Consider the following 18,443-nt stretch of genomic DNA (forward strand, 5'->3'; position numbering starts at 1 on the left):
CAGTGTTTGTGATGACGAGCGCGCGGCCGACGGTGGCTGGGCGGCAACCGTGTTCAGGCAGGCGTTGCCTCCGCCGCGCACTGCTGCATCCGCAGCTTCTCCAGGGCCAGGTACGGCGCTTGCGCCCAACGATCCACCTGCGTGCGGGTGGCGTCGTCCGCGGCCTGGCGTTTGCGCTCGAGGTCCGGCTCGAACAGTTCGCCGCGCCGCTTGGCATGTTCGTGCAGGCCGGCCTGCGCAATGATCGCGTCGCTGGCATCGAGCCCGAGCACGCCGGCCAGCCGACCGCCGACAGCTTGCGGCAACTCGGTGTAATTGACTGCCAACCCGCCGTGATTGGCGCAATGATCGAAGCCGGCGGCGAGCACGCTGCCGAGCGTGCGGGCGATGAATTCGGGGCGCGACAGCGACGCTGCCTGCCCGGCCGACATGTCCAGCGGCGAGGCGCCAATCAGTCCGGGCACCATGTGCCGACCGGGCGAATGCAACTGCGAGATGACGATCTCCAGCGGGTCCCGGTAGAGAAAGATCCACGGCGTCGCAGGAAAGCACCGGCGCAGCAGCGGCAGTTCGAAGATGTTCCAGGCATCGAGCTTGACCACCAGCGCTCGCTCGCCACCTTGCCGGGATTGCGCCAGCGCCGACAGCAGCGCGCGAATCCGCGCCGGTTGCCACGCGGCCGCCGCGGGATCGTGATGGTGGGCACGCAGCAACGCGTCGAGCGGCGGCGGCTCGGACAACACGACGTGGCTGTCGAGTCGTGCCAGCATCTGCGCCATCAGGGTGGAGCCGCAGCGCGACGCGTGCAGGATGAAGGCCGTGGGCGGCAGCCCCGGGCTGCGCTGTTGCCATTCGAGCAAGGCATCCATTCCGGTGTTTTGCCGGAACGCCAGGTTGAACGGCCGCCGCAAGGCCAGTTCGACGCTGTCGCAGAAGAACGGTTCGCGCAATGGCCGATGGCCGAAGTGACACCAGTCGACCGACCAGGCGTCGGCGTCCCGCCAGATCCGTATCGGCAGCCAGTCGCGCCAGTTCCCGCTGAGCGTCAGACCCGCCATTGCATGCTCCAGTCGCTGCGACCCCGGCTCATGGCCGCGCGCAGGTCGTTGTCGCTGAAGCGATAGCCGCGGGCTGCCGCGAGAGCCAGCACGGCAGCCGTGAACGCGGCGCTGTCTTCATGCGCGGCAAGTTCGGCCTGCAGCACCGGATCGGCATGCATGTGCGCGCTGAAGGCGGCGAACGCCACGCTGCCACGGCTGGGCTGGCTCGCCGGCGTGTCGGCCAGGCCCGCCACGATCTGGGCCTCCAGCCATGGCCCGCGACAGCAGTCGATCACCAGATGGATCCGGCTCGAACCGCCGTGGTTCTCGACCCGGTGCGGTCGGCTCAGGTCGAGGAACCAGCACTCGCCGGCCTGCATCGGCACCTTGCGGCCGTCCAGCAGAAAATCCACCTGCGCGTCGGTGACGATGGGTACGTGCAGGCGCAGGTTGCCGTCCGGCGCGCCGAGATCGTAGTCGCGATGTTCGCGGATGCTGCCGCCTGGGCCAAGTCGCAACAGGCGCACGCTGCACAGTCCGACCTTCAGTCTGGCCAGCTGGGCCTGCCAGAACTCATCGCAGTACCCGGTGGCCTGCGTTTCGCCCTGGCCTGGTGCCAACGGCGTCGAGGCGTCCTCATACGCACGCAGGGCGATACCGCTCCAGTCCCCGTCGTAATACCCGGTGTTGAAATGCGGCTGCCACGCCTGCAACGGCAAGGCTTCGACGGCGGCACCGAGAGCCTGGCTGTCGAAGCGCATGGGCAGCCGCGCGCACGCTGGCAGAATGAAGCTCATGCAGGATCCTGGAGAGGCATGCGTGGGTTGCGCCGGGGCTCGTTCGGAAGGCCATTCCCGGCCGTACAACGAACCCGCCGGAGTGTACATCCGCGTCTCCGCGGTCGCGATCGCTGGGGATGTCGCCCCGGCTGAGACGTCGCCGCGGCAAACTGCGGCGATGGATGATTTCCAGCCATCACCCGAACCGCCTGCAGCCGCGCGCATCGCGACGATCAAGGGCCGCGGCGCCGCCTCCAATCCGGAAGGCCGCTTCGAGAGCGTCCGCCACCAGGCCGAGGACGACGGCTGGCAAAGCGCGCTGCTGGACGAGGATGCGCCACGCCCGCGCACCGAGGTCACCGAGGAACGCGCGCGCAGCGTGATCAGCCGCAACGACTCGCCGGATATCGCCTTCAGCCAGGCGATCAATCCCTATCGTGGCTGCGAGCACGGCTGCATCTACTGCTTCGCGCGGCCTTCGCACAGCTACCTCAACCTCTCGCCCGGGCTGGACTTCGAAACGAAGCTGCGTGCGAAAGGCAACTTCGCCGAAGTGCTGCGTGCGGAACTGGCGAAGCCCGGCTATGCGATCAGCCCGATCAACATCGGCAGCAACACCGATCCCTACCAGCCGATCGAGAAGCGCTGGCGACTGACCCGCGCTGCGCTGGAACTGCTGGCCGAATGCCACCACCCATGCACCATCGTGACCAAGAACGCGCTGGTCGAGCGCGATCTCGACATCCTGGTGCCGATGGCACGCGAGCAGCTGGTGCAGGTGTTCGTCTCGGTCAACTCGCTGGACAACCATCTCGCCGCGAAACTCGAACCACGCGCCAGCGCGCCGCACCGGCGGATCAAGGCGATCCGCACCCTGGCCGAAGCCGGCGTGCCGGTCGGCGTGCTGGTGGCGCCGATCATCCCGGCACTGAACGACCGCGACATGGAAGCGGTGATGGCGCAGGCCGCCGAGGCCGGTGCGCGCTGCGCCGGCTACACCACGCTGCGGCTGCCGTACGAACTGAAACAACTGTTCCGCGAATGGCTTGCCCTGCACGCGCCGCAGCGTGCCGACCATGTGATGAGCCTGGTCCAGCAGATGAACGGCGGTCGCGACTACGACAGCAACTTCGCCACCCGCATGCGTGGCCAGGGCGTGTTCGCCGACCTCCTGCGCCGCCGCTTCGACGTGGCGTGTCGCAAACACGGCTTCGGCCGCGCCCGCGAACTCGTCCTCGACACCTCGCGCTTCGTGCCGCCGCGCAAAATCTCGCCGCAAGGCGAATTGTTCTAGCGCCGACGGCGGGCGCCCCCGAACACCAGGCCGATCGCCACGCCAAGGCTGATGCCGAGGGCAAGGTCGTGCAGGGCGATGCCGAGCGCCGAGCCAATGGCAAGGCCGAGACCGAGGCCGAAGGACTGCTGCGGATGATTGCTGCGAACCTTGCACATGGGACTCTTCGGTGACGATCGGTCGGCGATGAGGCGCATGGCTGCGCTCAACCCGGCAGGAACGGATGCGGCCGCTGCATCAGTTCGCGCCAGCCGCGCCGCGCCAACCAGACCATGCCCGCGGCCAGCAGCAGCCATGCGGCAACCAGCGGCGGCAGGGCCATTTTGACCCCGACGACGGGATCGCGGCCCCAGCTCATCGCCGGCAACACCAGGCTCAGCAGGGTCAGCACGAAACTCGCAGCCAGCACCGAGCCGTTTACCCAGATGGAGAGATGGCGACCGCCGAACAGGTTGAGCAGCACCGCCACGGTGACCGCCGCGGCACCCAGCTGCGCCAGCAGCAGGAACGACAGCATCGCGACATGGCCGTGCCAGCACAGCATGACGATGCCGGTCAGCATCACCAACAAGGCATGCAGGATCAGCGGCAAACCAAACCCGGCGCGCAACACCCGGCGCCGGGCTTGCGCAGGGTCGCCCAGGCCCGGCAGCAGCGCCAGCAACGGCAGTTCGGCATTGGCCCGCTGCCAGCGTTTGCTCAACCACGCCAGGCTGAGGATGCCAATTGCCGGTCCGGCGCAGACACCGGTCATGCCGAGGCTGCCGATCAGCACGCCTTCCAGTACATCGGCGGTTTGCTTGTCATGCTGTCCCCACTGGATCAGCAGCGCGAGGCCGAGCAATGGCAACACGGCAAAGGCGAACAGCAAGCCCAGCTGCCTGGCATAACTGCGCGCGGTCTGCGGCAGGTACCAGCCACCAAGCGCCACCCGCAACGCCTTGCACGGCGTGGCCGGGCCGACGTCGCCGAGGTTGACTGCAAGCTGCAGCCAGTCCGGTCGCTGGCGCAGCTGGCCCAGGTCGCCGATCGTGTGCCAGTGACCCCAGCTTCCGTTGCGGTATTGCAGCACCATCGGCGAGCTCCAGCCTTGCGCGCGGCTTGAGCCGGCGCGCATCAACCGCCGCCAGCAGACCACGATCACCAGCAGTAAAAACACGGTCATCGGCAATGCTGCGTGGACGAAGCGTGGATCGCCGATGCCGGGCAGGTGCAGGCGATGCCACAACGTGTTGACCAGCGCGGGCGTGAGGCCGATGAAGATGGCGATGTAGCGGGGCACCAGCGCAAAGGCGAGCCCGCCTGCACCGGACAGCGCCAGCACGATGGCGGCATTGAAAACGGGCGCGCCGATCATGCCCAGCAGCACCGTGGGCACGGCGATGCTGAGCACGGCGTACAGCAGCAGGCTCGCGATGATCTGTCGCTGGACACCCGGCACGCGCAGTTGCCGTGCATCGATCGCCAGCAGCAGACTGGTCGACAGGAAGAACGCCCACAGGAACAGCACGCCACCGCCGAAGACCGCGATCGCCATGTCGAGGTGACCGGTCCCACCACCGAACAGGCCGACGCCGATGGCAGTGCCGCCGCACAGCACCAGCACGACCGGTGCCAGCCAGCGCAGCAAGCGATAGGTCGCATGCCAGGGAATCTGGAGCAGCTGCAGCAGGTTCATTCGGCCACCTCCACGAACAGATCCTCCAGGCCCAGCGCGTCGACGCGCGCGCCGGCCAGGCTGGCCGCTTCCGGCCAGGCACCGCGCGCGTCGCGTTCGACTACCAGGCTGAGGCTGCCATCGTCATGCCGACGTCGGCTCAGGCTCTGCGTGGGTGCGGCAGCGCTCATCCGTGCCGGCAGCCACAATCGCGCGTAACGCTCCTTGGTTTCATCGACACTGCAACGCATCAGCAGCTTGCCCTGATGCAGAAACGCGACTTCCGAAGCGACCCGTTCGAGGTCGGACACGATGTGGGTGGAGAACAGCACCGTGGTACCGGATTCACCCGCGCGCAACGCCACCTCGCGCAGCAGTTCACGGCGGGCGACCGGGTCGAGCGCCGCGGCCGGCTCGTCCAGCACCAGCAGTTCCGGTTGCGAGGCCAGCGCGCGGATCAGGTCGACGCGCTGGCGTTCGCCCGGCGACAGTTTCGCCAGCAGCTTGTTCGGCTTGATCTGCCAGCGCTCCAGCGTGTTCGTGACAAACGCCTTGTCCCAGCGCGGGTAGAAGCGGCCGACGAAGTCGAGCATCTGCTGCGCGGTGAGCCAGGCGAGCGCCTCGGGTTGCTGCGGCACGTAGGCGATGCGCGCCTTGGCCGCATCGGACAGTTGCAACGCCGGTTCGCCAAACAAGCGCGCTTCGCCGGCCAGCGGTTCGAGCAGGCCGAGCATGGCGCGGATCAGGGTCGACTTGCCGGCGCCGTTGCGGCCGATCAGTCCGAGCACGCTGCCAGGTTCCAGCGCGAGGTCGATACCGTTCAGCGCGTTGCTGCCTTCGTAGCAGTGGACCAGGCCGCTCACGGCGAGCGGGGCGATGGCGGATTCCGTTTCACGCAGCATGGCGTTCATCTCATTCTCCCAGCAGTTTGGTCAGTCGCCGCAGCACCGGCGCGGCGGGCAGTTCGAGTTCGTTCGCATGGCGCGCCAGCGCCTGCAGTTGCGGTTCCAGCAAGGCCAGTCGATGGCTTTCGCTCTGCTCGGCCTTGCGCATCGCGATCACCGCCATGCCCTTGCCGCGCAGCCGCTCGACCAGCCCTTCGCTCTCGGCGATGCCGTAGGCACGCGACACGGTCATCGGGTTGATCGCATGGAAGCCGGCGACGTCACGCACCGACGGCAGCAACTCGCCGTGCTCGAGCTGGCCGCCGGCAATCAGCCGGCGAAGCTGCTCGACGATCTGCCGATAGATCGGCTCGCTGGTGGTGGGCTGTATGTTGAGCAATGATGCATCCATGTGTATCAGTACAGCAATACACATGGGCGATGTCAAGCATGACCAAGGGCATGCACGCCAAACCCGCACGGTTGCGGCCTGGCGCCTTCACACCTCGCTGATGGCGACACGTGTCTGCTTGCAGTCCCCGCCGGGTTGGATGTGAACTCGCGCACCCGCAAACCATACGGAGGCAACGATGTCCTCATTCGCGCTCTATCTGATCGGCATGATCGTCGTTATCGGTGGTCTCGCCTACGGCGCTTATCTGCTGCATGCACCTGGGCAATGGATCGGCGTCGGCGTGGTCGTGCTGCTGGGCATCGGCATCGTCGGCGCGGTCACGCACACGCGCCGGCGCGACCCGCCCGAGTCATGATCGTCAATCCATTCCGGCATGACGCCGGAATGGATTGCATGCCATCAGTTGCTGGCCGGCAGGTATTTGCCGAACCACTCCAGCGCCCGCTGCAGCACGTCGCGCTGGTGGGCCGGGTCGACGAAGTGGTGGCCTTCGTTCGGGTAGACCACCAGCGAGGTCGGCACGCCTTGCGCGCGCAGCGCATGCCACATCTCGAACGATTGCGGCGCGGGGCATTCGGCGTCGCGGTCGCCGACCACGATAAGCATCGGCGTCTTGACCTGCTTGATGAAGTTGATCGCCGAGCTCTTCGCGTACACCGCCGGGTCGTCGTAGACGCTGGCGCCGAAGAACGGCGGCATCCACTGGTCGATCAGGTTCTGGCCGTAGTAGCTCTGCCAGTTCGAGATACCCGCGCCGGCCACCACGGCGCGGAAGCGCTGCGTCTGGGTTGGCGCGAACATGCTCATGAAACCGCCATAGCTCCAGCCGGTGAGGCCGAGGCGCTTGTCGTCCACCGGGACCTTCTTCTCCACCGCGTCGATGCCGGCGAGGGTGTCGCGCAGGTCGCCGTAGCCGAAGTCCTTGCGGTTCGCCTGCACGTATTTTTCGCCCTGGCCGAAGCTGCCGCGCGGGTTCGGCATGAACACGAAATAGCCCAGCGCGGAAAACGGCGCGGCACCGTAGCCCACGCCGGGCCAGCGTGGAATCACCGCGCTCGACGGGCCGCCGTGGACCACCACGATCATCGGGTAGGTCTTCTTCGCGTCGTAGTGGGCCGGGTACAACAGCCAGCCCTGCACGTGGAAACCCTGGTTGTCCCATTCGACCGACTCGGCCTTGCCCCAGGCCGGTGTGAGTCCTGCGTTTATCGAGGTCACCGCGGCCGGCGCGGCGTCGCCCAGCACACCGGCGTGCACCTCGGCGGCGGCCGCGTACGAGCTCTGCACGAAGGCGATGCCGCGATGGTCGCGCGAGGTCGCCATCGCCATCGCGGCGCTGCCGTCGCCGATGCTGGCCGCGACCGTGAAGTGCACGCGCTGCTGCTTTGCGCGCGTGGCGGAAACCGCGTAATCCGCCAGCTGGCTCTGGCCGTTGCTGATCTGGCCGACCAGCATCGACTGCGGCCCGCTCCAGTCGAGCCACGACGGCGTGACATGGGTGCCCGGGGTAAGATCGACCGACGCGCCGCCACTGGCCGGCACCGCGTAGATGTCGCCGCCGGTGGCGCCCTGGTCGCTCATCAGGCCACCGATGAAGGCGATCCGCGCGGCGTCCGGCGACCAGCGCGGCAAGGCGATCTGCAGGTGTTGCAGCGAGCCACTGTCCTTGCTGCCCGGATCCACCAGCATGGTCGCGGCCGCGTCCGGCCGCGCCGGCTGCACGTAGAGCTTGGCGATCCACCAATTGTTGTCGCCCGGCGGCAGCGCGGCGGTGTAGGCGATGCGCGAGCCGTCCGGCGACCAGTCGAATTCGTACGCGTACATGCCGGCCGGAGTCAGTTCATGCAGCGCGCCGCTGGCGATGTCGAGGCTGGCCACGCGCTGCACTTCCACGCCGGTCACGCCGACTTCGCCGGCCGCCGGCTTGGCCGCCGCCACCGCGCTGGCGTGGCGGGTCGCGCCGGCCACGTAGAGGAACCCGAGCGACTTGCCGTCGGCCGTCCATTGCAGCGCGCGCACGTAACCTTTCAGCTGGGCCAGCCGCGTCGGCGTGTCATGACCGGCGGTGTCTGCCAGGTAGATGTCGTTCTGCATCACCCGGGTACTGGTGAGGTCGACGTTGCAGTTGGATACGAACGCGAGGTGGCGCGAATCCGGCGCCCACGCGATATCGGATTCGGCGCAATTGCCGGGCTGGGCGGCCGCCGTCACCGCGTGGACGTGACGGCCTTCGGCGTCGGCGACTTCGATCGCCGGCTTGCCGTGGCGCTCGATCACCCAGGCCAGTTGCTTGCCGTCGGGCGACATCGCCACCGCCTGGATCGACTGCGCCTTGCCCAGCTGGGTCAGCAATTGCTCGATGCGCGGATCGACCGTGGGCGATGCGGCGAATGCGTTGGGGGCCAGCGCGAAGACCAGCAACAGCGGGGCGCAAAGCAGCGAGCGTTTCGGCATGGCGGTATCCGGCACGGGAAAATCGCCACGCTACAACCGCACGTGATGTCGCGTCATGTGCAGGACGGCACGGAAACGGCGTTTCAGTGTGCGGCGACGGCTGCCTGCCGCGCCGCCGCCATCGCGGCGAGCTTCGCGCGAATCTGCGGGATCGCGGCTAGCGTCGCCTTCTCGCCTTCCAGGATGGCCTGGTTCTTCTGCTCGAAATCGGTCGGCCCGATGCCGGCGAGGCGGGGCCGGATCACCACGTCCGCACGCGCGGTCTCCTGCGTGGCCAGTTGCTGGCCCATGATGTCGATCGACTGGCTGACGATGTTCATCATGCCCTGCGGATTGCTGCCGTCCGGCCGGGCCGAGATATCCACCGCGATCACGAAATCGGCGCCGAGCTGGCGTGCCGCATCGACCGGTATGGGGGCGACCACGCCGCCATCGACGTAATGCCGGCCGCGGATTTCGGTGGGCTCGAACACCCCGGGAATGCTCGACGACGCGCGCACCGCCTGGCCGGTGTTGCCGCGCACGAACACCGTGCGCTTGCCGGTTTCCAGTTCGGTGGCGACGGCGGCGAACGGGATCTTCAACCTCTCGATCGATTGGTTGTGCACCAGCCGGTTGACGTAATCCTGCAACGCCTGGCCCTGCACCAGCCCGCCGGAGAACAGTCGCACATCGCGGATCTTCGCTTCATCGAGACCGAACGCCGTCTCCTGCAGCGCGAACGCATCCATCCCGCTGGCATACAGCGCGCCGACCACGCTGCCGGCGCTGGTGCCGGCAACCACGTCCGGGTGGATGCCGCTGGCCTCCAGCATCTTGATCACGCCGATATGCGCAAACCCTTTGGCCGCACCACCGCCGAGCGCGAGGCCAATCTTCAATTTCGCCGGTGCCAGCGGCGGCACCACGACAGGCGCGGGGGTGGGTTTGCCGGCATGGAAGCAGGCGCTCAGCAGGAGCGCGGCGAGCAGCGGAAGCAGGCGGCGGAAGGGCATGCGGTGATCGCGTCGGAAAGGGGAATGGTTGGCAGTCTATGGTTGAAACATGGCGCGGATAGGGCAGCAGGTCTGACACCATCCTTGCGCTTGTCCGGTTCCATCCTCGAAGGCAGGCGACCGAATGGCTCGATGCCCACCGTTGGCCCTGAGCGCAGGCCCAAAGGGCCCAAGTCGAAGGGCTGGCCGTCGACTCCGCTGCGCTGCGTTCAGGGCGAACGGTGGGTGTCGGGCGACACGATTCGTTCCCTTCAACCCAGCGCGCGGTCGGCTTCCCGGTGGTAATGCGTGGCCAGTTCGACTTCCTGCTTCGAGCCGAGGAACACCGGAACGCGCTGGTGCAGTCCGGACGGCTGGACGTCCATGATGCGCTCACGGCCGGTGGTCGCCGCGCCGCCGGCCTGCTCGATGATGAAGGCCATCGGGTTGGCCTCGTACATCAGCCGCAGCTTGCCGCCCTGCTTGGCGATCTTCGCGTCCAGCGGGTAATAGAACACGCCGCCGCGGGTCACGATGCGGTGCACGTCGGCGACCATCGAGGCGACCCAGCGCATGTTGAAATCCTTGCCGCGCGGGCCCGTGGTGCCGGCCAGCAGCTCGCCGATGTAGCGCTGCATCGGCGCCTGCCAGTGGCGCTGGTTGGACATGTTGATGGCGAACTCGGCGGTCTGTTCCGGAATGCGGATGCCGCGCCGGCTCAGCACGAAGCTGCCCACTTCACGATCCAGCGTGAACTCGTGGGTGCCATGGCCAAAGGTCAGCACCAGCACGGTGGCCGGGCCGTACACCACGTAGCCGGCGGCGAGCTGCTCGGTGCCAGGCTGCATGAAGTGTTCGACCTTCGGCTCGGTGACGTCGTCGGGGCAGCGCAGCACCGAGAAGATGGTGCCGACCGAGATGTTGACGTCGATGTTCGACGAGCCGTCGAGCGGATCGAACAGCAGCAGGTGGTTGCCCTTCGGATAGCCGTCCGGAATCTGCTGCGGGTCCTCCATTTCTTCCGAGGCGCAGGCGGCGAGATGGCCGCCCCAGGCGTTGGCTTCCAGCAGGATCTCGTTGGAAATCACGTCGAGCTTCTTCTGCGCCTCGCCCTGGATGTTCATGCTCAGCGTGCCGTCGTTGCCGGCCATGCCGAGCACGCCGCCGAGCGCGCCCTTGTTGGTGGCGACCGCGATGCGCTTGCAGGCGCGCGCGACCACTTCGATCAGCAGCGAAAGTTCGGCGTTGATGTGGCCGGCGCGGCGTTCCTCGATCAGGAACTGGATCAGCGAGATGGGCTTCATGTCGGGTCCGTGGCAGAAGGAACGCGTATTGTCCCGGCTCCGGCTGAACCGCGCCAGCGGCTGCTGACAGCACGTTGGCAGCAGGGGGCGACCAAGCTGTACCTCCATAGCGGAGGGACACGGCATGCGCGACACGGTTTATTTCCTGGTATTCGACGGCTTTGCGGACTGGCAGGCTGCGCTGGCACTGTGCGAGGTCCGTCGCCCCGGCGATTGGCGGGTGCAGACGGTAGGCTTCTCGGCGGCGCCGGTGATGTCGATGGGCGGCCTCATGGTGCAGCCGGATTCGACGCTGGCCCAATTCGACTTCCAGCGCGCGGCGCTGCTGATCGTGCCTGGCGGCCACCTGTGGCAACGCGGCGAGGGCGAGGTGGCGGTCGCCGCGATTCGTCATCTGCACGCGGCCGGCGCACCGGTGGCCGCGATCGACAGCGGCGTGCTGGCGCTGGCCCGCGCGGGCCTGCTCGACCATTGCCGCCATACCGGCAACTGGTCCGGCCAGATCGCCACCCAGGTGCCGGACTACCGCGGTACCGACCAATACGACAGCGACGTGCTGGCGGTCAGCGACGGCGGCGTGATCAGCGCCAGCCACCTCGGCAGCGTGGAGTTCGCCCGCGAGGTGATCCGCACGCTCGACCTGTACAGCCCGGCTGACCGCGAACACTGGTATCGCCTGTTCAAACACGCCCAGCCGCCGCCGTGGTGCGTCGGCGAAACCCTGGCCGCCTGAGGAGAACGCCATGCATGTCACCCTGCAACGCGTCCTGATGGCGTATCGACCGCTGTACCTCAGCGGCCTGCTTCGGGATGGGCAATACCGGCTGCCGAAGGCCGACCCCGATCATCCGGCGGCCTCCGCCAGCCCCGGCCGGACGCGCCAGCGCACCCTGCTGGCCGCGCTGATTCACACCGTCGCGCATCCTCGGAGCAAAGCATGACAAGGACCTTTCACGGCAGCTGCCACTGCGGCGTCGTCCGCTACGAAGCCGACATCGACCTCGCCGCCGGCACCGGCCGCTGCAACTGCTCGATCTGTACCAAGACGCGCCATTGGGGCACGGTCGTGAAGCCCGGCGCGTTCCGCCTGCTGGCCGGCGCGGAGGCGCTGTCCGACTACCAGTTCAACACCCGCAGCGCGCATCACCTGTTCTGCCGGCACTGCGGCGTGCGCCCGTTCGGACGCGGATATATCGAGGCGATCGGCGGCGAGTACGTGTCGATCAACCTGGCCTGCCTCGACGACATCGAACCGCAGGCATTGATCGACGCACCGCTGCGTTTCTCCGACGGTCGTCACGACAACTGGATGTCGACGCCGGTCGAGACCAGGCATCTTTGATGACACCCGCCGCAACGTCAGGAACCTCGCCATGAACCAGCCACGCGTCACCTTCTTCCATGCCCCGCAAAGCCGCTCCGGCGGCACCCGCGCTCTGCTCGAGGAGCTCGGTGTCGCCTACGACCTGCACGTGCTCAACTTGAAGAACGGCGAGCAGCGCGAACCGGCCTACCTGGCCATCAACCCGATGGGCAAGGTGCCGGCGATCCGCCATGGCGACGCGCTGATCACCGAACAGCCGGCGGTATTCATCTATCTTGCCGATCTCTATCCCGAGGCGAAGCTGGCGCCGCCGATCGGCGATCCTTTGCGCGGGCCATACCTGCGCTGGCTGGTGTACTACGGCTCGTGCTTCGAGCCGGCGATGGTCGACAAGTCGATGCAGCGCGAGCCGGCGCCGCCCTCGACCTGCGGCTACGGCGACTACGACACGATGCTGAAGACGCTCGTCGACCAGCTGGAAAAAGGCCCCTGGCTGCTCGGCGACGCGTTCACCGCCGCCGACGTGCTGTGGGGCACCGCGCTGAACTGGACGACGATGTTCAAGCTGGTGCCGGAACTGCCGGTGATCCGTGCCTACATCGATCGCGTGCTGGCGCGCCCGGCGATGCAGCGTGCGGCGGCGAAGGATGCCGGGCTGGTCGCCGCGCAGTCGGCTTGATCGCAATCGGCCTGATCGCAAGGGGCATGACGGGATGAGTCGTGACGTTCGACGCTGTTCGTCATCGCCGATCCCGGCGATGATGCGCGGATGCGTCGAGCCGATCGCCTGTTCCTCATCATCCACGCCCTGCGCGGCCGCCGCACCGCGTTGCAGGCGCGCTCGCTGGCGCAGACCCTGGGTGTGTCGCTGCGCACGGTCTACCGCGACGTCGCCGACCTGCAATTGTCCGGTGTGCCGATCGAGGGCGAGGCCGGCGTCGGCTACGTGCTGCGCAAGGGTTCGGACATCCCGCCGCTGATGTTCACCGCGAACGAACTCGAAGCCCTGGTGGTCGGATCGCGCTTCGTGCGCGCGTTCGCCGGTACACGGCTGGCCGAAAGCGCGCAGTCCGCCCTGCTGAAGATCGAGGCGGTGTTGCCGCCCGAGCTGCGCGAACGCGCCATCCGTACGCGGATCTTCGCGCCGGTCTGGCGCGACCAGCACCGGGATGATTTCGCCGCCCTGATCGACCGCCTGCACACCGCCATCGTCGGCAACCAGGTGCTGCGGCTGGACTATCGCGACGAGGGCGGCAGCGCCAGTACGCGCGAAGTCGAGCCGCTGTGCCTGTCGTTCTGGGGCGGCAAGTGGACGCTGGGCGCATGGTGCCGGCTGCGCCAGGATTTCCGCAATTTCCGGCCCGATCGCATGAACGCGGATACGCCGACCGGCGAGGTCTTTGCCGAAGTCGCCGAGCGCAACCTGTCCGCCTACCTGCGGGCGGTCGGCGTGGACATGCTCGACCTGGGTTAGCCGTCCATATCCCCGTGTCGACGCGTTCGGCCGGATGTGTTCAAGCAGGCGCGGGCGCGGTACGCTCGAAGACCCTGCCCGGACGATGGCCACATCGCGCAAGCGCGATTCCCGTGTGTCCCTGTCGGTGCCTCCCCGCCATGCAAGGAGTACGCGTGAACAAGACCAAGACCCTGAAGTTCGTCCAGCTGGCCGGCCTCGTGCTTGCCATCGGCCTGTTGCCGGTCGCACGCGCGGAGCCCCCAGTGCCGGCCGGCGACGGCAGCTCCAGCGCGGATGCGCGCTTCAAGACCATCTACAGCACCGAATGGGCCTGGCGTACCGGCAGGGCCGGGGTCAGTGCGTCGGGCGAGTCGCAGCCCGACAACGGTCGCCTCGATGATGTCGATGCGGCCAGCCAGCAATTGCGGCTGGACTACTGGAAACACGTGCGCACGCAACTGGACGGCATCGACGTGGCGCAGCTGTCGCCGGCCAACCAGGTCAACTACGCGGTGTACCGCGAGCAGATCGGCAACTTCATCGCCGACCAGAAATTCCGCAATTGGCAGATGCCGTTCAACAGCGACTCGGCGTTCTGGTCCGACATCGGCTACGAATTGGGCGGAGGCAAACTGCGCACGAGCGCGGACTACGACAAGTACCTCGACCGCCTCGGCCAGATTCCGGCGTATTTCGACCAGCAGATCGCGAACATGCGCGCCGGCCTCAAGCGCGGTTTCAGCGTGCCGCGCGAAGTGCTCAAGGGCCGCGACGCATCGATCGCTGCCGTCGCCGAACTGAAAGACCCGACCCTCAGCAGCTTCTACGAGCCGTTCAAGCAACTGCCGGCATCGATCCCCGCCGACCGCGCGCAGGCGCTGCGCGGCCAGGCGGTGCAGCGCATCCGCGACCGGGTGATCCCGGCCTATGCGAAGTTGCTGAAATTCTTCCACGATGAGTACGTGCCGCAAGCGCGCACCACGCTGGCGGCCGAGGCGATGCCGGACGGCAAGGCGTTCTACCGCCAGCAGATCCATGAGTACACCACGCTCGATCTGAGCCCCGACGCGATCCACAAGATCGGGCTGGAGCAGGTCGCGAAGATCCACGCGCAGATGCTGCAGGTGATGCAAGAATCGGGCTTCAAGGGCAGCTTCCCCGAGTTCCTGAAGTTCCTGCGCACCGATCCGCAGTTCTACGCGAAAACACCGCAGGAGCTGCTCGACAAGAGCGCCTGGGTAGCCAAGGAAGTGGACGGCCAGATGGCCAGATACTTCGGCCACCTGCCGCGCGCGCGCTTCACCATCGTGCCGGTACCGGCTGCCATCGCGCCGTACTACACCTCCGGCCGCGGCGGCCCGGACGAATACATGGTCAACACCTTCGACCTGCCGTCGCGCCCGCTTTACAACATGCCGGCGCTGACCCTGCACGAATCCTATCCGGGCCACGCGCTGCAACTGGAACTGGCCGACGAACGGCATGACCAGCCGGCGTTCCGCCGCAACGGCTACATCTCCGCCTACGGCGAAGGCTGGGGCCTGTACTCGGAATACCTCGGCAACGAGATGGGCATCTACAAGACGCCGTACCAGCGCTTCGGCTACCTCACCTACCAGATGTGGCGTGCCTGCCGGCTGGTGGTCGACACCGGCATCCACCACCTGGGCTGGACCCGTCAGCAGGGCATCGACTTCCTCACCGTCAACACCGCGCTGTCCGCGCGCGAGATCGCCAACGAAGTCGACCGCTACATCAGCTGGCCGGGCCAGGCGCTGTCGTACGAACTGGGTTACCTGAAAATCCGCGAGTTGCGCGCAAAAGCGGAAAAGGCACTCGGCGAAAAATTCGACGTCCGCCACTTCCACGACACCGTGCTGTCCACCGGCTCGGTACCGCTGCCGGTGCTGGAAAAACGCATCGCGCGCTTCATCGCCGAGGGCGGCCCGGAGCCGGATTACGGCTGCGATTGCGCGAAGGAAAAGGGCGATTCAGGGCACTGAATCCGAGGCGGCTGGCTCGTTGGATTTACTGCATGAATGGAGTATTATTTTAAATAACTTCACAGGGAGAGTAAGCGTCATGACTGCTCATTCGACCCGAATCGCCGAAGTCGCGCCTGGTTATGCGCCGCCGGATACGCTTGCCGATCCGGCGCTGCGCGCGTTCTTCAAGCTTGCCGAACACTGGAATCTGCGCGTCGCCGACCAGCGCCGGCTGCTCGGCGACCCGCCGGAGTCGACGTTCTACAAGTGGAAGCGTCAGCAGGCCGGCGCGCTCGGTCGCGACACGCTGGAGCGGATCAGCTACCTGCTCGGCATCTGGAAGTCGCTGCAGATCCTGTTTGCCGATCCGGCCCAGGCCGACGCCTGGCTGCACAAGCCGAACACCTCCACGCTGTTCGGTGGCCACTCCGCACTGGAACGCATGCTGTCGGGCAACGTCGCCGATCTGTACGTGGTGCGCCAGTATCTGGATGCACAGCGCGGCTGAACCGGGTTGCGCCTGCGCTCGTCGCGGTGGACGAGACGACTGCTTGCGATGCTGTCGCGGGCTCCAGCCGCGATGCTCCCGGGCAAGCAAATCCAAAGTCCACAGCGTCGCGACCTGAAGTCGCTCCCACCAGAGCCGAGTTCCCCGGACCCCCATGCCGCCCAACCCACCGCCCGTCAAACGCGTCCGCTGGACCCACGCCTACCGCATCGTGCCCAGCCGCTTCCCGCCGGTCGGCGTGTACGACCGCATCGCCGATCCGGCGGATATCGACGCGCTGTTCGCGATCGAGGCGTTGACCAATCCGCGCCTGCGCGAGGAGGCCGGCGTGCTGAAACAGGTACCCAGGGAGCATCGCATCAGCGGCCCCGGCTCCACCCCGGTAATGGCTGCGTTCACTCATTTGAATCCGGAAGGCAGCCGCTTCTCCGACGGTACGTGGGGCGTGTTCTACGCCGCACACAGCGTGGCCACCGCGGTCGAGGAAACCGTCTACCACCGCGAACGCTTTCTCGCCGCCACCGCCGAGCCGGCGTGCGACATCCAGATGCGCTGCTACCGCACCAGCGTCGACAGCAAGCTGCACGACATCCGCGGCGGCTGGCCGGCGGCGCATGATCCGGACAACTACGCGGCCAGCATGGCCCTGGCGCTCGAGCTGCGCGCCGCGGGCTCCAACGGCATCGTCTACGACAGCGCGCGCCACCGCCACGGCGAATGCCTGGCCGCGTTCCAGCCCGACGTGGTGGCGCCATGCGTGCAGGCGCAGCACCTGATCTATCGTTGGGACGGCGCGTGCATTGCGCAGGTGCTTGAAGTGAACGAACTGAAAAGGTCGGCACCGGGCAAACCGTAGAGCGGTGTCCAGCGACGCGCACGCCCTCCATCAACCTGAAGCGGACGTTGGAGCATCCAGCCCCGGCCTCTTCCGGTGACCCTTCCGGCTGGACAAGCGGGGAACGACTCGGCTGTCAGGCTTCCGGTACGGCCAAATGGCAGGTTCGGTGCCGCTCCTTGGGGCTGGGCTCATCATGGATGGCGTCTAATGCTCCTTGTCCCTCCATACTCGTCCCTTGGGTCGGCAGCGTTTGCCGGCGTCTTCTGCAACAGCAAGTCGTTTCTCCGGAGCACGCAACTACATGCGATTGGCACAGTTCATCCTGATCCACCGGGAGGCCATCCTCGAAGCGTGGGACAGTTTCGCAGGCACTATTCAGCCGGAAGCCCGTGTCATGGGCGCAAGGGAACTGCGCGATCACGCAGAGCAGATGCTGATCGAGATCGCCGCGGACATCCGCACTCCGCAATCGATCCAGCAAGGAGTCGACAAATCCCGCGGCGAGGGGCCCAAGACCAGGATCGATACGGCGTCGGAGGCGCATGCCGGAACCCGCCTGCGTTCGGGCTTCAGCATCGACCAGCTGGTAGCCGAGTACAGCGCACTGCGGGCCAGTGTGTTGCAGCTGTGGTCGCAGTGGCCCGATCGGGACGCCGAGTCTCTCGAACACGATACGCTGCGTTTCAACGAGGCGATCGACAAGGGACTGGCCGAATCGGTCTCGCGCTACTCGCAGACGGTCAGCGAATCGCAGGACGTTTTCCTTGGCGTGCTGGGGCACGATCTGCGCACGCCGCTTGGCGTCATCCTGCTGTCGGCCGAATTCTTTCTCTACGCCAACGAGCTGGACAGTCGCTATACCAAGGTCGCGGCGGGCATCTACACGAGCGTGCGGCGCGCCGAGAAGATCGTGGAGAACCTGCTCGACTTCGCGCGCACGCGGATCGGTAGCGGCATTCCGGTGGACCGCGTCGAAGCCGACCTCACGACGATGTGCGAGGACGTCGTGGAGGAGGTGCGCCTGTTGCATCCCGATTGCACCGTGGTGTTCCAGCCGGAGGAGCGCATCGTCGGCAAGTTCGACATCTCGCGCATGGGGCAGGTTTTCAGCAACCTGATCGAAAATGCCACCAAGCACGGTTCTTCCGGCTCACCGGTAACCGTCAGCCAGCAACTGGATGGCGACCATGCCGTGTTTGCGATCCACAACGACGGCGAACCCATCGCAGCCGAAGACACGCTCCGCATCTTCAACCCGATGACGCGCCATTCGCAGTTTGCCCTCGGAGAGCGGGGCCCTCGCGCGGGCCTGGGGCTTGCCTGTTCATCACGCAGGAGATCGTCACCGCCCACGGCGGCACCCTCAAGGTCGCGTCCTCGGCGGCAAGCGGGACGACTTTCCGGGTGAGGCTGCCCATGTGCAGCGATGAGCCGGTCATTGGCTGATCCGCGTCGGGGCGGCTTCCGGGCCGCAGGCATTCACGTGTTTTCTGCACTCGACCTCAGGGCCGCCGCCAGCGTGCAACGAAAA

At 66.9% G+C, this 18,443-nt stretch carries 20 protein-coding genes; 11 read left to right on the forward strand and 9 right to left on the reverse strand.

All coding sequences use genetic code 11. The features are described from left to right. Positions 1 to 53: 53 nt before the first annotated feature. On the reverse strand, positions 54 to 1,058 hold the full coding sequence (locus CIW53_RS10165) for a sulfotransferase family protein (RefSeq protein ID WP_149364605.1): 1,005 nt from the start codon (positions 1,056 to 1,058) through the stop codon (positions 54 to 56). Then, the gene (locus CIW53_RS10170; protein WP_149364606.1) at positions 1,046 to 1,837 is read right to left on the reverse strand and encodes an aspartyl/asparaginyl beta-hydroxylase domain-containing protein; all 792 of its coding nucleotides are present in this window, start codon (positions 1,835 to 1,837) and stop codon (positions 1,046 to 1,048) included. Before CIW53_RS10170 ends, CIW53_RS10165 begins: the two co-directional genes overlap by 13 nt. 160 nt (positions 1,838 to 1,997) lie before the next feature. Here CIW53_RS10170 and CIW53_RS10175 point away from each other — a divergent pair, with 160 nt between their 5' ends. Further along, entirely contained in the window at positions 1,998 to 3,113 is a 1,116-nt protein-coding gene (locus tag CIW53_RS10175; RefSeq protein WP_149364607.1) for a PA0069 family radical SAM protein, read from the forward strand. On the opposite strand, the gene CIW53_RS17665 is transcribed toward CIW53_RS10175, so the two are convergent. From CIW53_RS17665 to CIW53_RS10190, 4 genes are read right to left on the reverse strand one after another with little or no spacing between them, the layout of a single operon-like run. Then, on the reverse strand, positions 3,110 to 3,271 hold the full coding sequence (locus tag CIW53_RS17665; protein ID WP_172969635.1) for a hypothetical protein: 162 nt from the start codon (positions 3,269 to 3,271) through the stop codon (positions 3,110 to 3,112). The genes CIW53_RS10175 and CIW53_RS17665 overlap by 4 nt on opposite strands. A 47-nt stretch (positions 3,272 to 3,318) precedes the next feature. Then, positions 3,319 to 4,791: a hypothetical protein gene (locus CIW53_RS10180; RefSeq protein ID WP_149364608.1), complete on the reverse strand. Its 1,473-nt coding sequence runs from the start codon at positions 4,789 to 4,791 to the stop codon at positions 3,319 to 3,321. Further along, entirely contained in the window at positions 4,788 to 5,681 is an 894-nt protein-coding gene (locus tag CIW53_RS10185) for an ABC transporter ATP-binding protein (protein WP_149364609.1), read from the reverse strand. Before CIW53_RS10185 ends, CIW53_RS10180 begins: the two co-directional genes overlap by 4 nt. Position 5,682: 1 nt before the next feature. Continuing rightward, positions 5,683 to 6,066, reverse strand: a complete 384-nt coding sequence (locus CIW53_RS10190) for a GntR family transcriptional regulator (RefSeq protein ID WP_149364610.1) — start codon at positions 6,064 to 6,066, stop codon at positions 5,683 to 5,685. 178 nt (positions 6,067 to 6,244) lie between these two features. Between CIW53_RS10190 and CIW53_RS10195 the strand changes: the two genes are divergently transcribed. After that, a complete protein-coding gene (locus CIW53_RS10195; protein WP_149364611.1) occupies positions 6,245 to 6,424 on the forward strand; it encodes a hypothetical protein in 180 nt (59 codons plus the stop codon). 44 nt (positions 6,425 to 6,468) lie between these two features. On the opposite strand, the gene CIW53_RS10200 is transcribed toward CIW53_RS10195, so the two are convergent. The 3 genes from CIW53_RS10200 to CIW53_RS10210 form a co-directional block, all read right to left on the reverse strand. Beyond that, complete coding sequence (locus CIW53_RS10200) at positions 6,469 to 8,523, reverse strand: S9 family peptidase (protein ID WP_149364612.1); 2,055 nt, start codon at positions 8,521 to 8,523, stop codon at positions 6,469 to 6,471. 83 nt (positions 8,524 to 8,606) lie between these two features. Beyond that, positions 8,607 to 9,518 (reverse strand): patatin-like phospholipase family protein, encoded by a 912-nt coding sequence (locus CIW53_RS10205; RefSeq protein ID WP_149364613.1) that lies wholly within the window; start codon positions 9,516 to 9,518, stop codon positions 8,607 to 8,609. A 251-nt stretch (positions 9,519 to 9,769) separates the two neighbouring features. Continuing rightward, positions 9,770 to 10,801 (reverse strand): class 1 fructose-bisphosphatase, encoded by a 1,032-nt coding sequence (locus CIW53_RS10210; protein WP_149364614.1) that lies wholly within the window; start codon positions 10,799 to 10,801, stop codon positions 9,770 to 9,772. Between the two features lie 124 nt (positions 10,802 to 10,925). Between CIW53_RS10210 and CIW53_RS10215 the strand changes: the two genes are divergently transcribed. From CIW53_RS10215 to CIW53_RS10255, 9 genes are all read left to right on the forward strand, one after another. After that, positions 10,926 to 11,534, forward strand: coding sequence for a DJ-1/PfpI family protein (locus CIW53_RS10215; protein ID WP_149364615.1), 609 nt, complete (start codon positions 10,926 to 10,928; stop codon positions 11,532 to 11,534). A 10-nt stretch (positions 11,535 to 11,544) separates the two neighbouring features. Beyond that, complete coding sequence (locus tag CIW53_RS10220; RefSeq protein ID WP_149364616.1) at positions 11,545 to 11,742, forward strand: hypothetical protein; 198 nt, start codon at positions 11,545 to 11,547, stop codon at positions 11,740 to 11,742. Further along, positions 11,739 to 12,143 carry a GFA family protein gene (locus CIW53_RS10225; protein ID WP_149364617.1) on the forward strand — a complete coding sequence of 135 codons (405 nt, stop codon included), beginning with the start codon at positions 11,739 to 11,741 and terminating at the stop codon, positions 12,141 to 12,143. The genes CIW53_RS10220 and CIW53_RS10225 overlap by 4 nt, the downstream gene beginning before the upstream one ends. A gap of 31 nt (positions 12,144 to 12,174) precedes the next feature. Next, complete coding sequence (locus tag CIW53_RS10230) at positions 12,175 to 12,804, forward strand: glutathione S-transferase family protein (RefSeq protein WP_149364618.1); 630 nt, start codon at positions 12,175 to 12,177, stop codon at positions 12,802 to 12,804. A gap of 90 nt (positions 12,805 to 12,894) precedes the next feature. Next, positions 12,895 to 13,599 (forward strand): YafY family protein, encoded by a 705-nt coding sequence (locus tag CIW53_RS10235; protein WP_149364619.1) that lies wholly within the window; start codon positions 12,895 to 12,897, stop codon positions 13,597 to 13,599. 218 nt (positions 13,600 to 13,817) lie between these two features. Then, complete coding sequence (locus CIW53_RS10240) at positions 13,818 to 15,584, forward strand: DUF885 family protein (RefSeq protein ID WP_242451865.1); 1,767 nt, start codon at positions 13,818 to 13,820, stop codon at positions 15,582 to 15,584. Between the two features lie 79 nt (positions 15,585 to 15,663). Further along, positions 15,664 to 16,074 carry an MbcA/ParS/Xre antitoxin family protein gene (locus tag CIW53_RS10245; protein WP_149364621.1) on the forward strand — a complete coding sequence of 137 codons (411 nt, stop codon included), beginning with the start codon at positions 15,664 to 15,666 and terminating at the stop codon, positions 16,072 to 16,074. A gap of 154 nt (positions 16,075 to 16,228) precedes the next feature. Beyond that, positions 16,229 to 16,930 (forward strand): RES family NAD+ phosphorylase, encoded by a 702-nt coding sequence (locus CIW53_RS10250; protein WP_149364622.1) that lies wholly within the window; start codon positions 16,229 to 16,231, stop codon positions 16,928 to 16,930. A 283-nt stretch (positions 16,931 to 17,213) separates the two neighbouring features. Further along, positions 17,214 to 18,320 (forward strand): sensor histidine kinase, encoded by a 1,107-nt coding sequence (locus tag CIW53_RS10255; RefSeq protein WP_197736641.1) that lies wholly within the window; start codon positions 17,214 to 17,216, stop codon positions 18,318 to 18,320. Positions 18,321 to 18,443: the final 123 nt, after the last annotated feature.

The sequence above is a fragment of the Rhodanobacter sp. T12-5 genome (assembly GCF_008329435.1).
GTDB lineage: Bacteria > Pseudomonadota > Gammaproteobacteria > Xanthomonadales > Rhodanobacteraceae > Rhodanobacter.

Coding starts and splice junctions, on each gene's coding strand:
- CIW53_RS10165 (WP_149364605.1), bottom strand. CDS start 1,058: ATGGCGGGTCTGACGCTCAGCGGGAACTGGCGCGACTGGCTGCCGATA.
- CIW53_RS10170 (WP_149364606.1), bottom strand. CDS start 1,837: ATGAGCTTCATTCTGCCAGCGTGCGCGCGGCTGCCCATGCGCTTCGAC.
- CIW53_RS10175 (WP_149364607.1), top strand. CDS start 1,998: ATGGATGATTTCCAGCCATCACCCGAACCGCCTGCAGCCGCGCGCATC.
- CIW53_RS17665 (WP_172969635.1), bottom strand. CDS start 3,271: ATGTGCAAGGTTCGCAGCAATCATCCGCAGCAGTCCTTCGGCCTCGGT.
- CIW53_RS10180 (WP_149364608.1), bottom strand. CDS start 4,791: ATGAACCTGCTGCAGCTGCTCCAGATTCCCTGGCATGCGACCTATCGC.
- CIW53_RS10185 (WP_149364609.1), bottom strand. CDS start 5,681: ATGAACGCCATGCTGCGTGAAACGGAATCCGCCATCGCCCCGCTCGCC.
- CIW53_RS10190 (WP_149364610.1), bottom strand. CDS start 6,066: ATGGATGCATCATTGCTCAACATACAGCCCACCACCAGCGAGCCGATC.
- CIW53_RS10195 (WP_149364611.1), top strand. CDS start 6,245: ATGTCCTCATTCGCGCTCTATCTGATCGGCATGATCGTCGTTATCGGT.
- CIW53_RS10200 (WP_149364612.1), bottom strand. CDS start 8,523: ATGCCGAAACGCTCGCTGCTTTGCGCCCCGCTGTTGCTGGTCTTCGCG.
- CIW53_RS10205 (WP_149364613.1), bottom strand. CDS start 9,518: ATGCCCTTCCGCCGCCTGCTTCCGCTGCTCGCCGCGCTCCTGCTGAGC.
- CIW53_RS10210 (WP_149364614.1), bottom strand. CDS start 10,801: ATGAAGCCCATCTCGCTGATCCAGTTCCTGATCGAGGAACGCCGCGCC.
- CIW53_RS10215 (WP_149364615.1), top strand. CDS start 10,926: ATGCGCGACACGGTTTATTTCCTGGTATTCGACGGCTTTGCGGACTGG.
- CIW53_RS10220 (WP_149364616.1), top strand. CDS start 11,545: ATGCATGTCACCCTGCAACGCGTCCTGATGGCGTATCGACCGCTGTAC.
- CIW53_RS10225 (WP_149364617.1), top strand. CDS start 11,739: ATGACAAGGACCTTTCACGGCAGCTGCCACTGCGGCGTCGTCCGCTAC.
- CIW53_RS10230 (WP_149364618.1), top strand. CDS start 12,175: ATGAACCAGCCACGCGTCACCTTCTTCCATGCCCCGCAAAGCCGCTCC.
- CIW53_RS10235 (WP_149364619.1), top strand. CDS start 12,895: ATGCGTCGAGCCGATCGCCTGTTCCTCATCATCCACGCCCTGCGCGGC.
- CIW53_RS10245 (WP_149364621.1), top strand. CDS start 15,664: ATGACTGCTCATTCGACCCGAATCGCCGAAGTCGCGCCTGGTTATGCG.
- CIW53_RS10250 (WP_149364622.1), top strand. CDS start 16,229: ATGCCGCCCAACCCACCGCCCGTCAAACGCGTCCGCTGGACCCACGCC.
- CIW53_RS10255 (WP_197736641.1), top strand. CDS start 17,214: ATGCGATTGGCACAGTTCATCCTGATCCACCGGGAGGCCATCCTCGAA.